The following is a 14,053-nucleotide window of genomic DNA, read 5'->3' on the forward strand; positions in this document are numbered from 1 at the left end:
CGGGAGCCCGGTACTCGAACACCAGCAGTGAGGACGGTCATGGGCGTGCAGGCCAACACCAGAGCCATCGAGAAGGACATCGTCACCGACTTCAGCGAGCGGATGAGCTACGGGTCGTACCTCGACCTCGACACCCTGCTCAGCGCGCAGAAGCCCGTGAGCCGTCCGGAACATCACGACGAACTGCTGTTCATCATCCAGCACCAGACCACCGAACTCTGGCTGAAGCTCGTCCTGCACGAAACACTCGCCGCCCGAGCCGCTTTCGACGAGGACGAGATCGGCCGGGCGCTCAAGTGCGTGGCGCGCGTCAAGCACATCCAGAAGACGCTGACCGAACAGTGGTCGGTCCTGGCCACCCTGACCCCCACCGAGTACTCGGAGTTCCGCCAGTTCCTCGGCAATTCGTCCGGGTTCCAGTCGTACCAGTACCGCGCCGTCGAGTTCGTGCTCGGCAACAAGAACGCCGGAATGCTGACGGTGTTCGACGCCGATCCCGCCGCCCACGATCTGCTCGAACGGCTCCTCACCGAGCCGAGCCTGTACGACGCGTTCTGGCAGTGCCTGTCGCGGCTCGGGTACGACGTGCCGGCCTCCGCACTGGACCGTGACGTGACCACCGCCTACACGCTGAACGAAGACCTGCTGCCCCTGATCAAGTTCGTCTACGAGAACCACGACGAACACTGGGCCGTCTACGAGGCCTTCGAGGAGTTCGTCGACCTCGAGGAGAACTTTCAGCTGTGGCGCTTCCGCCACATGCGCACGGTGCTGCGGACCATCGGGATGAAATCCGGAACGGGAGGATCCAGCGGAGTGGGTTTCCTGCAGAAGGCACTGGACCTGACGTTCTTCCCGGAACTGCTGGCCGTGCGCACCGAGATCGGACGATGATGACTACCTCGACCGATGTGCCGGCCGCCCGCGCCGCCGAACTCGACGCCGCGGACCCGCTGCGCCCGTATCGCGACCTGTTCATCGGCGCCGACGACCCCTCGGTGCCCGCCTACCTCGACGGCAACTCGCTCGGACGGCCCACCAAGGCGAGCGCCGAGCAGGTCACCGCCTTCGTCACCCAGTCGTGGGGCGGCCGGCTCATCCGCGGGTGGGACGAGGAGTGGTACGACCTGCCGATCACAATCGGTGACACCCTCGCGAGGGTGGTGCTCGGCGCGGCATCCGGACAGACCACCATCGGCGACTCGACGACGGTCCTGCTGTACAAGCTGGCACGCGGTGCGCTCGCGTTGCGCCCGGACCGCACCGAGATCGTCGTGGACCGCGACAACTTTCCGACGGACCGCTACGTGCTCGAGTCCGTCGCCGGAGAACTCGGGCTCACGCTCCGGTGGATCGAGTCCGATACCCGGGGCGGCGTCACCGTCGACGACCTGAAGTCCGTGGTCTCCGAACACACCGCGCTCGTCGTGCTCAGCCACGTCGCCTACCGCTCGGGTTACCTGGTCGACGCCGCCGGCGCCGCTCGCGTGACACACGAGGCCGGTGCGCTCCTGCTGCTCGACCTGTGCCACTCCGTCGGCTCGGTTCCCCTCGAACTCGACACGTGGGGTGTCGATCTGGCGGTCGGGTGCACGTACAAGTATCTGAACGGCGGGCCGGGCTCACCGGCGTTCGCCTACGTTCGTGCAGACCATCAGCAGGACTTCGTGCAGCCGATCTGGGGCTGGATGGGCCGCGACAACCCGTTCGCGATGGAGCAGGGCTACCGACCGGCGCCCGGCATCCGGCGCGTGATCAGCGGAACGCCGTCGGTCCTCGGCATGATCGCGCTGCAGGACACCCTCGCACTCCTCGACGACGTCGGCATGGAGGCCGTGCGCGCCAAGTCGATCGCGCTCACCGAGTACGCACTCGACCTCGTGCGCGAGTTACTGGTTCCGCTGGGCGTGGAGATCGGATCGCCGGTGGATTCCGCCGAGCGGGGTGGTCACGTCATCATCGACCACCCGCGGTTCGAGGCGGTCGTCGAGCGACTGTGGACGAAGGGTGTCATCCCCGACTTCCGGGCCCCGCAGGGCCTGCGGCTCGGCCTGAGCCCGCTGAGCACGAGCTTCGGTGAGGTGTGCACCGGGATACTCGCGATCCGTGATGAACTCACCGACTGAACCGGCGAGCGCGATCCTCGACGACTTCGATTCGCGGCCCGGCAGCGCGACGTCCCTGATCCGCACCGTCCTCGGCGCGTATGTGCGCGACCTCGGCGGGTGGGTGGCGATCGCCGACTTCGTGGAACTGATGCACGCCGTCGGTATCCCGTCCGAATCGACGCGCATCGCGGTGGCCCGCCTCAAGAAGAAGGGGGTGCTGCGGCCGCTGACCCGCGACGGGCGGAGCGGATACGAGGTGACCGAGCAGGCCGAGGCGATGTTCAGACGCGGCGATCCGCGGATCTTCGGCTTCCGTCAGATGGCGGACACCGATCCCTGGCGGCTGATCTCGTTCACCATCCCCGAATCCCAACGGGCGGTGCGGCACCAGTTGCGCAGACGGCTCGGCTGGATCGGTTGCGGAACCGTGTCGCCCGGCCTGTGGATCGCCCCCGAGTACCTCGCCCGCGAGGTCGACGACATCGTCGCCGCGCTGGGCCTGTCCGAGTACGTGACCACGTTCGTGTCCACGTCGGTGTTCGTCCCCGATTCGATGGGGGACGCGGCGACGCGGTGGTGGGACCTGGACGGCATCGCCGCGCGGCACCGCGACTTCCTGGACCGCCACCGGGCCGCTCTGTCTGCCGCAGAGGAGGTGTCGCCGCGCGACGCATTCGTCCGCTTCGTCCCGTTGCTCGACGAATGGCGCATCATCCCGTACATCGACCCGGGCCTGCCTGCCGGGATGCTGCCCGGGGCCTGGCCCGGCGCCGACAGTGTCCGCCTGTTCGCGTCGGCGCGGGACCGCTACCTCGACGGGAGCCGCGACTGGGTGCGGAGCGTGCAGCCGCGGCTACCCGTGTGAGGTGCTATCCGAGGAATTCCTCGCCGATGTTCTTGGCCCACTCCTCGGCCTGATCCTTCGGGCGGATCGAGCTGGACCCGTCGTGCCTGCCGTGTTCGCCGACCTGGACCGCGCCGAGGGAGACGAGCTTCTCCGCGATGATCTCGCCGCCGCGGTTGTAGGTCTCCTCGTACACCTTGTCGCCGAGGCCGAACAGCGCGAACTGCATCCCGGTGAGGTCAGGTTCGTCCTCCTCGAGGCCCTCGAAGAAGGGTTCCGCGCCGGTGGGCAATTCGCCCTCACCGTAGGTGGAGCACACGATGACGTGGAAGTTCTCGGGGTCGAGGTCGCCCGCGTCGAATTCCATCATGTCGTACAGGGACGTGTCGCCGTAGTCGCCGAGCACGTCGGCGATGTTGTCGGCCACCAGTTCGGAGGTTCCGCCCTCGCTGCCGTACAGAATCACCACTGCCATTGTTCTTGCTCCTCGTGGGTTGCTGCCGACGTGGTCAGTACACGTCGCGCAGGTAGCGCTTTTCCTTCTTGAGCGTGGTCACGTAGTCGGCGGCCTGCTCGGGGGAAAGGGTGCCATGGGTGGCGATGACCTCGTGCAGGGCCCGGTCGACATCCTTCGCCATCCGCGTGGCGTCGCCACAGACGTAGAAGTGGCCGCCGTCCTCGAGCCAGGCGAACAACTCCGCGCCGTTCTCGACCATCCGGTTCTGCACGTAGATCTTCTCCGCCTGGTCGCGGGAGAAGGCGAGGTCGAGGCGGGTGAGGAGACCGCTGTCGCTCATCGCGGCAATCTCGTCCTCGTAGATGTAGTCCGACGCGCGGTGCTGGTCGCCGAAGAACAGCCAGTTGCGTCCCGACGCGCCCCGCGCCTGCCGTTCCTGCAGGAACGCGCGGAACGGCGCGATGCCGGTGCCGGGGCCGACCATGATCATCGGTGCGTCGTCGTTCGCGGGGACGCGGAACGACTTGTTCTTCGACACGAAGATCCCGCCGCTGCCGCCGTCGGCGATCCGATCGGCGAGGAACGTGGAGCACACGCCGCCGCGGTCGCGTCCGGCCGAGCTGTGGCGGACGCTGGCGACGGTCAGGTGCACGCTGCCGGGGTTGGCGAGCGGGCTGGACGAGATGGAATACGCCCTGTGCTGCAACGGCTTCAGCAGCCCGACGAACTCGTCCGCGGTCAGGGTCACCGACGGTTCGAGGAGCAGCAGGTCGAGCACGTCCTTGCCCCACAACCAGGCGTCGAGGGCTTCCTTGTCGCCGTGCCGCAGCACGTGGCTCAGTTCTTCGTCGCCGGCCCGCTTCTCGATCTCGTCGATGAATTCGTGGCTCGGCGTGGAGATCTCGTAGCCGTGCAGCAGGAGATCGCTGAACGGCCGCTCCTTGCCGGTGACAGCGGCATCCGCCGGGATGCCCAGCCGGGACACCAGAGCGTCGACGAGCGCGGGATCGTTGATCGGCATCACACCGAGCGCGTCACCGGCCTCGTACTCGAGACCGCTGTCGGCGAGCGCGAACTCGTAGTGCCGGATCTCCTTCGCGGACGTGTCGCTCGACAGCCGACGGTTCACGGAGAGCGTGGACGCGTAGGGGTTCTTGCGGTTCCACTGCGACCGCTTGCGGGCCGGCTTCGTCTCGGGCTCGGCGACATCGGCGACAGGGGACTCGCCGCGAATGCCCTCGACGGCCGCGAACAGGGGGAGGGTGTCGGCGACCCACGCGGCGGCCGCGTCCTCGTAGTCGACGTCGCAGTCGACGCGCGGAGTGACGCGGCGGGCACCGAGCTGCTCGAGCCGGGTGTCGATCATCTTGCCGGCCTGGCAGTACCCGTCGTAGCCGGTGTCGCCGAGCGCGAGCACGGCGAAGTCGGTGTTCTCCAGTCGTGGCGCCGTCTCCGCCGCCAACGCCTGCCAAAACAGTTCCGCGTTGTCGGGCATCTCACCCTCACCGTAGGTGGAGGTGACGACGAGGACGCGGTGCATGGCGGCGAGGGCGTCCGTGTCGACGTCGTCGAGGGCGCTCACGACCGGCGCGAAGCCCTGTGAACGTGCCGCGGCCGCAGCGTCCTCCGCGACACCCTCGGCGTTCCCGGTCTGGCTGCCGTACAGCACGTGCATGGCGGGCAACTGCCCACCGCCCGCCGCGGCAGGCGCGTCGGAGCCGCCGACGACCAGACGCGAGCTCATGCCGGCGAGGAAGCCGGTGAGCCAGACGCGCTGGTCCTCGCTGAACGGGGCGTCCTGGGGGATGTAGGGCATCTTCATGAGGGGACCACGTCTCTCGTGGGGATCAGATCGGGGAGAGCGTGCTGCGCGAACAGCTCCTCGAAACCGGGCAGCCGGCCGATCTTGTCGACGTTCTTCGCATCCTGGTGCAGGATCCAGCCGTACGTGCCGGGGGCGTCGATGGACCGCACGTTGCGGCGGCGCAGCGCATCCTTGTAGTCGGCGAGACGCTTGGCCGCCACCATCACGGCCAGGTCCTCGTCGCTGTAGTCCTTCAACGCTTCCCGCGCGTACCGCTGCAACCGCTGCATGAGGAAGAAGTCCTCGGTGAGCAGCAGGTTGCGGACGGCCTTGTCGACCGCCGGATCGGACGGATCCGCGACACCCGGCAGCTTGGACAGCGCCATCTCCTGCGCCGCGTTCAGCACGGTGTAGTTGTTCAGCAGCGCGAACATGGCCTCGGTGTCGGCGTCGCCGTAGCCGGGCACGGCGCCGTCCAGCACCGCGTGACCGTCCCGGTAGTCCAGCTTGAACTTGCGCACCTGGTGCGCGACCAGCGCGGCGGCGAGTTCGTCGGCCAGGTCCTTGCGGGGCTTGGCGTTCAGGATCTCGTCGCTGTCCTGGTACTGCAGCAGCGCGCGCGGCATGCCGTACACGAAGTGGTGCTGTTCGGTCTCCCAGTTCTTGAGCAACCATGCCGCCTTGGCGGAGCCGGTGGCCTCGAGGTGCCACCCGAGCAGCACGTGCACGGCCTGACGGTGCAGCGCCGCGTGCTCGTCGTCGCCGGTGATGGAGCCGAGCAGGATCGAGTCCGCGCTGGCCTTGCCGGGCAGCTTGCCCTCGGGGTCGTACTGGTAGACGAAGCCACCGCTCATGCCGTTGCCGACGCCCTTGCCGAAGCCGCCGAGGTTGAGGACGGCGCCGTTGGTCATGTACTCGCAGGCGAAGTCGCCGACGCCCTCGACCACCGCGGTGGCACCCGAATTGCGGACGGCGAAACGGTCACCCGCCTGGCCCTCGACGAACGTGCGCCCACCGGTGGCGCCGAACAGTGCGAAGTTGCCGATCAGCACGTTGCCGCCGTGCAGGTCGGAGCCGCCACCGGGCGAGCGCACGACGATGCTGCCGCCGTTGGCGCCCTTGCCGACGCCGTCGTTGGCGGTGCCGGTGTGGACGAGGGTCATGCCGTCGTTGCAGAACGCACCGTACGACAGGCCCGCGGACCCGGACGTGGCGATCCGGACGCTGCCCTCGCGCAGATAGCCGCGGCCGCGCTCGTCGCGGAGCACGGCAGGCAGCTCGACATCGGTGAGCTCGTGGTTCAGCATCCGCTCGATATCGACCGCCAGCTGGGCGCCGACGCTCTTGTTGCGGTTGCTCAGGTGCACCCCGTCGCCGAGCTCGACCGTGGCCTCACCTTGCTCGATCAGCGCGGCGCGCAGCTGCACGAGCCAGCCGTCGTCGAGGGTGTAGTCCTTCTCCAGGTACACCGGATCGCCGATGGTCACTTCCTCGACCACGGCGAGCATCGCGCGCAGGTCGAGCTGGCCGACGCTCGACGGGTGGTCGAGGAGCTGCAGCAGATCCGAGCGGCCCCGGGCCTCGCGCAGCGAGGACATTCCCAGCTCGGCCAGCACCTCGCGGGTCTCGTGCGCGATGTTCAGCAGGTATTGCGCCATCGCCCGCGGATCACCGTCGAACAGCTCGGGATTGGTGGTCAGACCGGCCGGGCACTTGACGTTGCAGTTCTTGGCCATGACGCACTTGAGCATCATCAGCGCGGTGGTGCCGAACTCGAAGCTGTCGGCGCCGAGCAGCGCCGACTTCACCACGTCGCTCGCCGTCTGGTGCGCGCCGGAGCAACGGAGCAGCACCTTCTGCCGCAACCCGTTGGCGCACAACGCCTGATGGACCTCGGCGACACCGATCTCCGCCGAACGTCCGGCGTACTTGAGGCTGGTCACCGCGGCGGCACCGGTGCCGCCGGTGTTGCCCGCCACGTTGATGACGTCGGCGCCGGCCTTCGCGACACCCACCGCGATGGTGCCGATGCCCTCCGAGGACACGAGCTTGACGATGACGCGGACCCGCGCCGCCTTGCAGTCGTGGATCAGCTGCGCGAGGTCCTCGATGGAGTACGTGTCGTGATGCGGTGGGGGAGAGACGAGTTCGACGCCGGGGGTGCCGCCACGCGCGGCCGCGATCTCGACGGTCACCTTGGGTGCGGGCAGCTGCCCGCCCTCGCCGGGCTTGGCCCCCTGCGCGATCTTGATCTCGAGTTCCTCGAGCATCGGGTCGGCCAGGTACCCGGCCCACACACCGAAGCGGCCGGACGCGAACTGCTTGATCTTGGAACCGCGGATGGTGCCGTAGCGGGAGATGTGCTCGCCGCCCTCCCCGCTGTTCGACATGCCGCCGGCCATGTTGGTGCCGTGCGCGACGGCCTCGTGCGCGTTGGAGTTCAACGCGCCGTGGCTCATGGCGCCGGACGTGAGGAACGGGGTGATGTCGCTGGCCTTCTGCACCTTCTCGATCGGTAGGCTCGCCGGAGCGGTTCGCAGCAGCGACAGACATCGCAGCGCCTCACCGGACGTGCGCACGACAAGAGCGTCGCCGTCCACGCTGTGCTCGCGGAGGTCGTCGCCGAACCGCATCGCCAGCGATTCGCCGAGCGCCGCCAGCACGCGGGCCTCGCCCGCGTGGGGGCCGGTGAGCCGGAGCCGGAACCGGTCCTCGCCGATGGCCTCGGATTCGAGTCCGCGCACCGCGAAGCTGTTGTTGCCCTTGCGGGAGAAGCGGCCCATCTGCTTGCGGAACTCGGCTGCCGTGGTGAGGAACGTGACGTCGGCAGGCAGATCCAGCACGTCCCGCAGCGCTGCGGGACGACGGGTGCGCTCCTCCGCCATGGTCCGCGCGAAGGCGCGGTAGCCGGGGGTGATCTCGAAGCGGTCGATCGCCTCGGGGGTCAGCTTCTGGAAGCCGGCGTTGCGGTAGGCGTCGTCGTCGAGACCGAACGCGTCCTCGAGCCGGTTCAGCGGCAGCAGTCGCAGCGATTCCGTGTGGTCCTGCGTGCCCGCCGTGTCGAACGAGATGGGCTCCTCGGTGAGGTCGACGAAGCCGCGTACGGCCGCCGTGCCGTACGAGTGACCCGCGCCCTCCGCGCGCTCCTTGAACAGGCCGAGCAGCGGGACGTCCTTCTCCCCGGTGACCGTCAGCGCGCGCTGGTGCCAGTCCGCGACGGCTTGCGCGATGACGGTGAACCCGACACCACCCACCGGCGTCTTCACGTTCGCGAAGTAGCGGCGCAGCACCCGGTCGTCGGTGTCGAGGTAGTTGGGTTCGAAGAACTCGCCGCCGATGTAGCTTTCGGCGGTGCACAGGCCGACCCGGCCCATCGTCTTCATCAGCGACTTCTCGGCGGCCTTCGCGAACCGCTTGAACGCCACATCCGCCTCGTCGGCGAACTTCTCCTCGGCCCGCAGGCGGACGGCGAGCGGGTAGATCGCGGCGGCGCCGAAACCGAGGGCAGCGGCCACGTGGTGCGACGACGAGATCTGACCGCTCTCGGCGACGACGGACACCCGCAGGCGCAGGCCCTCCTCGATCAGCCGCTGGTTGACAGCGGAGATCGCCATGATCATCGGCAGCGCGGCGCGGTCGGTGGCCACGTGACGGTCGGTGACGATCGCGATGCCGCCCTGCTCGCGGGCGAACGCCTCCACCTCGTCGCAGAGCCCGTCGACCGCGGCCTCGAGTGCGGCCGCGTTGGCGGCGGAGTCACCGTGGACGGGGGTGTACAGCATCGGGAAACGCTGCACCGGCGTCTCGGACTGCTTGCGGATCCGCAGCATGTCCATGTGGGTGAGAATCGGCGACGGCACCACGATCTGCGGCGCCGACCGCGCCCCGCTGTTCGGCTTGGCGCCCAGCGCGACGCGCAGCGTCATGCCGTCGGCCTCACGGATGCTGTCGAGCGAAGGGTTCGTGACCTGAGCGAAACGCTGCGAGAAGTACTTGGCCACCCCGCCTTCCTGATCGGAGAGCGCGTTGATGGCGTTGCCGTAGCCCATCGCGGAGATCTTCTCCTGACCCGACGCGAGCATCGGGTCCATCATGAACTTGAAGCTTTCCTGGTTGTGCGAGTACGCGACGTAGCGCTGGGTGCGCTCGAGGTCGCCGTTGTAGCGCAACGGTCCCGGCTCGGCCTCGACCTCGGGCAGCGCCTCGATGGTCCGGCGAGCCTCGGCGACGAGCGTCGGGTAGTCGTTCCGGGAGGCGAGCAGCTCGAGTGCCTCGTCGGTCGAGTACGAGCGGCCCTCGCGGTGGTCGAAGTACAGCATGCCGCCGGCCTCGATGCGTCCGCGACGCAGGACGGTGTCGGGGTCGAAGTCGATCTGCCCGGCCTCGGACGTGACGCACAGGTACTCGTCCGTCTCCACCGAGCGCAGCGGACGCAGTCCGAGCCGGTCGAGGCGGGCGCCGACGACGGTGCCGTCACCGAAGATCAGCGCCGCCGGGCCGTCGTTCTTCTCCTCGTACAGCGAGAAGTACTCGAGCATCGCCCGGACCTCGGGCGACAGGGTGGAGTCGTTCTCCCACGCCGGCGGCATCATCGACACCACCGCGGTCACCAGGTCGAGTCCGTCCTCCACGACACGGCTCTGCAGCGTCTGGTCCAGGCGGCAACTGTCGGACTGGCCGTGCGGGCGGACGATCTCCCGGTTACGGGCACGAGCGAGCGCCGTCTCGGACAGGCGGTTCTTCTTGTCCGTGTTGAGCTCGCCGTTGTGCGCCATCAGACGGAACGGCTGCGCCATCGTCGGGTGCGGGTCGGTATTCGTCGAGAACCGGGTGTGGAAGTACAGGGTGTGCACGGCGTGGGCCGGGTCCACCAGGTCCTGGAAGTAGGGCATCACCTCGTTCGAGTTGAGACGGCCCTTGAGCACCTGGGTGCGGGCGCTGAGCGACAGCGGGTACAGCCCGGCCAGATCCGGCTGGGTGTACGCGACGGCCTCGATCGCGAGCAGGGCGTCGTGGATGCGACGGTCGAACTCGGTCTCGTCGGCGCACGCGTCGGGCGCGGTGAACACCCACTGCCGGATCGGCAGCTGGTGCCGGATCGCGGCGGGCCGGAGCACGGTCGCGTCGACGGGCACGTCGCGTTCGAGCAGCACCTCGAACCCCTGCTCGGCGAGAGCCCGCTCGATGACGGCCTCCGCGTCGCCGTGGAACGCCACGTCGGTGGGGAGGAAGAAGTTGCCGACACCGAAGCGGCCGGCCTCGAGATCACCCTGACCGGTCAGGGTGCGGAAGAACGGCACCGACAGGTCGACGCAGACACCGGCGCCGTCGCCGACACCCTCGGCCGACATGCCACCACGGTGAGGAACCGCACACAGGGCCTCATGGCCCCGGGTGAGGACGTCATGGGTCTGAATGCCGTCCTTGCGGGTGATGAAGCCCACGCCGCAGCTGCTCTTGTCGAGCGTCCTGTCGTACAGGCCGGACTCGGTGGCACTCGTGTTCAACCGACTGTCTCCTCGCGATACTCGCCGAATATGGGGCCGTGCTGGGCGCACGGGTGGCGTCGGCGAGAGGATCACGGCAGAGAACCGGCCCCGAACCGATACGCCGGTGAGGCAGACGTCGTTGTCTGAGGTGCGGAACTGTCGCAGGTCCGCGCGAAATCGCAGATTAGCCGAGGCTAAGTCTCGAGAGCAAGTAGCTCGATCCGCAGCCGACGAGCGGTACCAAATCCGCGCCGAGCGTGCAGGCAGAACGCGTAGTCGCGAACATCACACCTGGCCAGGCTGGTATGTGACGTTGTTCATCCGGGCGTGTGCGGGGGCTGATCTCAGTCGGTGAGATCGATGCGGACGGTCAGCAGGTCGGTGCCGACGGCCCGGACGGCGGCGCTGTTCATCCGGGGGAGCTGCGCCAGGCGGGCGCGGGCGTCGTCGTCGGGCAGCAGCGTCGCGGTGCCCGTATGCCACGTGCCGTGGATCCGCAGGCGAACGGCATTGTTCGCGCGGATGTTGCGGATGTAATTCGACCGCTCACCGAACTCGGACACCAGCCAGAATTCGGTGCCCGTGCGCCGGCCACCGATCGGGGTGAGGCGGGGCTGCCCGCTGACGCGGCCGGTGGTCTCGAGGAGTGTCTGGCTCGACAGTCGCCTGGAGAGCGGGTTGGCGACGTGCCGCTGGAATTGCATGACGATCCGTCGTTTGATCGCGTCGAGGTCGGCCATGACGAGAGCCTTCCACGTGGGAAGGCTCTCGTCGAGCGTTTCGCTACTTCGCTGCGACCGGTTCGTCGTCCTGGAACGGGTCGCCGGTCCGTTCGGCGTTGTAGCGGGCTTCGTCGAGGATGCCTTCCCGCTTCGCGACGATCGTCGGGACGAGAGCCTGGCCGGTGACGTTGACCGCGGTGCGGCCCATGTCGACGATCGGTTCGACGGCGAGCAGCAGGCCCACCCCGGCGAGGGGCAGTCCCAGCGTCGACAGCGTGAGCGTGAGCATGACCGTCGCGCCGGTGGTGCCCGCGGTGGCCGCGGATCCGATCACGGAGACGACGATGATCAGCAGGTAGTCGGTGAACGACAAAGGCACACCGTAGAACTCGGCGACGAAGATCGCGGCGATCGCGGGATAGATGGCAGCGCAGCCGTCCATCTTGGTGGTCGATCCGAGCGGCACCGCGAACGACGCGTACTCGCGGGGGACACCGAGATTGCGTTCGGTGACCCGCTCGGTGAGGGGCAGGGTGCCGATCGACGAACGGGACACGAAGCCGAGCTGCGTCGCGGGCCAGACGCCGGAGTAGAAGGCGCGCACCGACAGTCCGTGCGCGCGGATCAGGACGGGGTAGACGACGAGGAACACGACGGCCAGGCCGATGTAGACGGCGGCGGTGAACCATCCGAGCGAGCCGATGGCGTCCCAGCCGTAGGTGGCGACGGCGTTCGCGATCAGCGCGGCGGTCCCGATCGGTGCGAGGCGGATGATCCACCACAGCACCTTCTGCACGATCGCGAGGAGTGACGCGTTGAACTGCAGGAACGGTTCGGCCTTTGCCCCGACCTTCAGTGCGGCGATGCCGATCGCGGCCGCGACGACGAGCAGCTGCAGCACGTTGAAACTCAGCGACGTGCTGGCGGCGCCCTCGGTGAGGGTGGTCTTGGCGTTCAGGCCGAGGAAGTTGCTGGGCACGAGGCCGGTGACGAACGCCCACCACGACCCGGTGGTGGCCGGTTCCTTGCCGGCGCCGGTGACGGTCGTGTGCGATCCGGGCTGGGTGACGAGTCCGATGACGATTCCGATGACGACGGCGATGAACGCGGTGATCGCGAACCACAGCAGCGTCTGCACGGCGAGGCGCGCGGCGTTGGCCACCTCACGCAGGTTGGCGATCGAACTGACAATGGCGGTGAACACCAACGGGATCACCGCGACGGTAAGCAGTTTCACGTAGCTGGAGCCGATGGTGTGGACGGTTCCGACGAGCCAGTTCTCGTTGCCGTCGGCGGCGACGGGCATGGCGCGGGCGACGAGTCCGAGGATGACGCCGACGACGAGTCCGGTGACGATCTGGGGGCCGAAGGAGGTGGCCCACTGGGGTAGCCGGCGTCGAGAGGTGGTCTCGGCGCGCGTGGACAGCGCGGGACTGGGCATGGGTGTGCCTTTCGCATGGGGGCCGTGGAACGTCGCCCGGTGGGGCGGATACGGCGAGAGAGAGTCCTGAGTGGAGAGGTGCGTCAGCGCGAGCGCGGACAGATTGCGCTCGCCTGCAGGCGGAGGTCGACGTAGCGCCGAGAGGTCAGGAACAACACTGCGGGAACAATACTCCCGGCGGCGGCGCGCGTTTACTCCGGTTCCGCCTCGCCGGGATACCAGCGGGCGTAGACGTCGGGGTGCGCGCGGGTCCGGCTCTTCCACGCGTTCTCGCCGTACGTGCGATAGAGCGGATTCGCCGGGTCGAGTTCGATGCCGCGGGCACGTTCGGCCAGGTGCGGCGGCAGCTCGATGGTCGGGACCGTGGCGTCGAGAGCGGGATTGAGGAAGTACGGCACCGACAGTCGCTCGGGCGCACCGGCCGGGGTGAGCACCCGGTGCCGGGTGGCCCTGAGGTACCCGCCGGTCGCGACCTCGAGCAGTTCGCCGATGTTGACCACGAACGAGCCGGCGCGGGCCGGTGCGTCGATCCAGTCGCCGTCCTCGGTTTCGACCTGGAGTCCCGACGAGCCGGGTTCGAGGAGCAGCATCGTCAGTACGCCCGAATCCTTGTGGGCGCCGACGCCCTGCTCGCCGGTGTGGTCGGCGCTCGGCCGTTCCGGGTAGCGGACGACCTTGATCAGCGTGGCGGGGGCGTGCGCGAAGGCGTCGTCGAAGATCGCCGGATCGGCGTCGAGTGACGCGGCCCAGTGCCGCAGGAGCCGCATCCCGACGTCGGTGAGCGCGGCGTCCAGGGCCTCGATCGTCTTCTCGAGGTCGGGGAGGTCCGCGGGCCATTGATTGGGACCCTGCAGTCTCAGGTAGCCGTCGGCGCCGGGGATCGGTTGCCGTTCGGGGCCGATGTCGATCTGTTCCCGCCAGTCGGTCTCGCCGTTGGTCAGTTCACCGCCCACCCGGTTGTAGCCACGGAAGTGGGGGCTGTTCAGCATCGCGATCGACTGCTTGGAGTCGTCGGGCAGGGCGAAGAACTCCCGGGCGACGGTGAATACCCGATCGAGCAGCTCCCGGTCGACGCCGTGCCCGTCGAGGTAGAAGAACCCCACGTGATGGGTGATCTCCCGCAGCCGTTCCCGCCCGGCCGGTGTGTCCAGTTCGGCGAAATCGATGACGGGGAGCATTCCTCCACGG

9 protein-coding genes are annotated in these 14,053 nt (G+C 68.4%); 3 read left to right on the forward strand and 6 right to left on the reverse strand.

Annotated elements, in window-relative coordinates:
* The first annotated feature begins 39 nt into the window (after positions 1-39).
* Genes QM806_RS09075 through QM806_RS09085 form a run of 3 tightly spaced genes read left to right on the forward strand, consistent with a single transcriptional unit; the run spans position 40 to position 2,973 of the window.
* The gene (locus tag QM806_RS09075) at positions 40-894 is read left to right on the forward strand and encodes a tryptophan 2,3-dioxygenase (protein ID WP_005252409.1); all 855 of its coding nucleotides are present in this window, start codon (positions 40-42) and stop codon (positions 892-894) included.
* A complete protein-coding gene (locus tag QM806_RS09080; protein WP_065491945.1) occupies positions 891-2,126 on the forward strand; it encodes a kynureninase in 1,236 nt (411 codons plus the stop codon). Before QM806_RS09075 ends, QM806_RS09080 begins: the two co-directional genes overlap by 4 nt.
* The gene (locus tag QM806_RS09085; protein WP_169692948.1) at positions 2,110-2,973 is read left to right on the forward strand and encodes a PaaX family transcriptional regulator; all 864 of its coding nucleotides are present in this window, start codon (positions 2,110-2,112) and stop codon (positions 2,971-2,973) included. The genes QM806_RS09080 and QM806_RS09085 overlap by 17 nt, the downstream gene beginning before the upstream one ends.
* A gap of 4 nt (positions 2,974-2,977) precedes the next feature.
* On the opposite strand, the gene QM806_RS09090 is transcribed toward QM806_RS09085, so the two are convergent.
* The 6 genes from QM806_RS09090 to QM806_RS09115 form a co-directional block, all read right to left on the reverse strand.
* Complete coding sequence (locus QM806_RS09090; protein WP_005253993.1) at positions 2,978-3,427, reverse strand: flavodoxin domain-containing protein; 450 nt, start codon at positions 3,425-3,427, stop codon at positions 2,978-2,980.
* A 34-nt stretch (positions 3,428-3,461) separates the two neighbouring features.
* A complete protein-coding gene (locus QM806_RS09095; RefSeq protein ID WP_133984860.1) occupies positions 3,462-5,231 on the reverse strand; it encodes a sulfite reductase subunit alpha in 1,770 nt (589 codons plus the stop codon).
* The gene (locus QM806_RS09100) at positions 5,228-10,720 is read right to left on the reverse strand and encodes a glutamate synthase-related protein (RefSeq protein ID WP_283291124.1); all 5,493 of its coding nucleotides are present in this window, start codon (positions 10,718-10,720) and stop codon (positions 5,228-5,230) included. The genes QM806_RS09095 and QM806_RS09100 overlap by 4 nt, the downstream gene beginning before the upstream one ends.
* A gap of 326 nt (positions 10,721-11,046) precedes the next feature.
* A complete protein-coding gene (locus tag QM806_RS09105) occupies positions 11,047-11,442 on the reverse strand; it encodes a nitroreductase/quinone reductase family protein (RefSeq protein ID WP_005571262.1) in 396 nt (131 codons plus the stop codon).
* A gap of 43 nt (positions 11,443-11,485) precedes the next feature.
* Entirely contained in the window at positions 11,486-12,865 is a 1,380-nt protein-coding gene (locus QM806_RS09110; protein WP_005253997.1) for a dicarboxylate/amino acid:cation symporter, read from the reverse strand.
* A 191-nt stretch (positions 12,866-13,056) separates the two neighbouring features.
* A complete protein-coding gene (locus QM806_RS09115; protein WP_005571264.1) occupies positions 13,057-14,043 on the reverse strand; it encodes an isopenicillin N synthase family dioxygenase in 987 nt (328 codons plus the stop codon).
* Between the last annotated feature and the right edge of the window lie 10 nt (positions 14,044-14,053).

The sequence above is a fragment of the Rhodococcus sp. IEGM 1351 genome (genome assembly GCF_030056875.1).
Classification (GTDB): Bacteria; Actinomycetota; Actinomycetes; order Mycobacteriales; family Mycobacteriaceae; genus Rhodococcus_F; species Rhodococcus_F opacus.

Coding starts and splice junctions, on each gene's coding strand:
- QM806_RS09075 (WP_005252409.1), top strand. CDS start 40: ATGGGCGTGCAGGCCAACACCAGAGCCATCGAGAAGGACATCGTCACC.
- QM806_RS09080 (WP_065491945.1), top strand. CDS start 891: ATGATGACTACCTCGACCGATGTGCCGGCCGCCCGCGCCGCCGAACTC.
- QM806_RS09085 (WP_169692948.1), top strand. CDS start 2,110: ATGAACTCACCGACTGAACCGGCGAGCGCGATCCTCGACGACTTCGAT.
- QM806_RS09090 (WP_005253993.1), bottom strand. CDS start 3,427: ATGGCAGTGGTGATTCTGTACGGCAGCGAGGGCGGAACCTCCGAACTG.
- QM806_RS09095 (WP_133984860.1), bottom strand. CDS start 5,231: ATGAAGATGCCCTACATCCCCCAGGACGCCCCGTTCAGCGAGGACCAG.
- QM806_RS09105 (WP_005571262.1), bottom strand. CDS start 11,442: ATGGCCGACCTCGACGCGATCAAACGACGGATCGTCATGCAATTCCAG.
- QM806_RS09110 (WP_005253997.1), bottom strand. CDS start 12,865: ATGCCCAGTCCCGCGCTGTCCACGCGCGCCGAGACCACCTCTCGACGC.
- QM806_RS09115 (WP_005571264.1), bottom strand. CDS start 14,043: ATGCTCCCCGTCATCGATTTCGCCGAACTGGACACACCGGCCGGGCGG.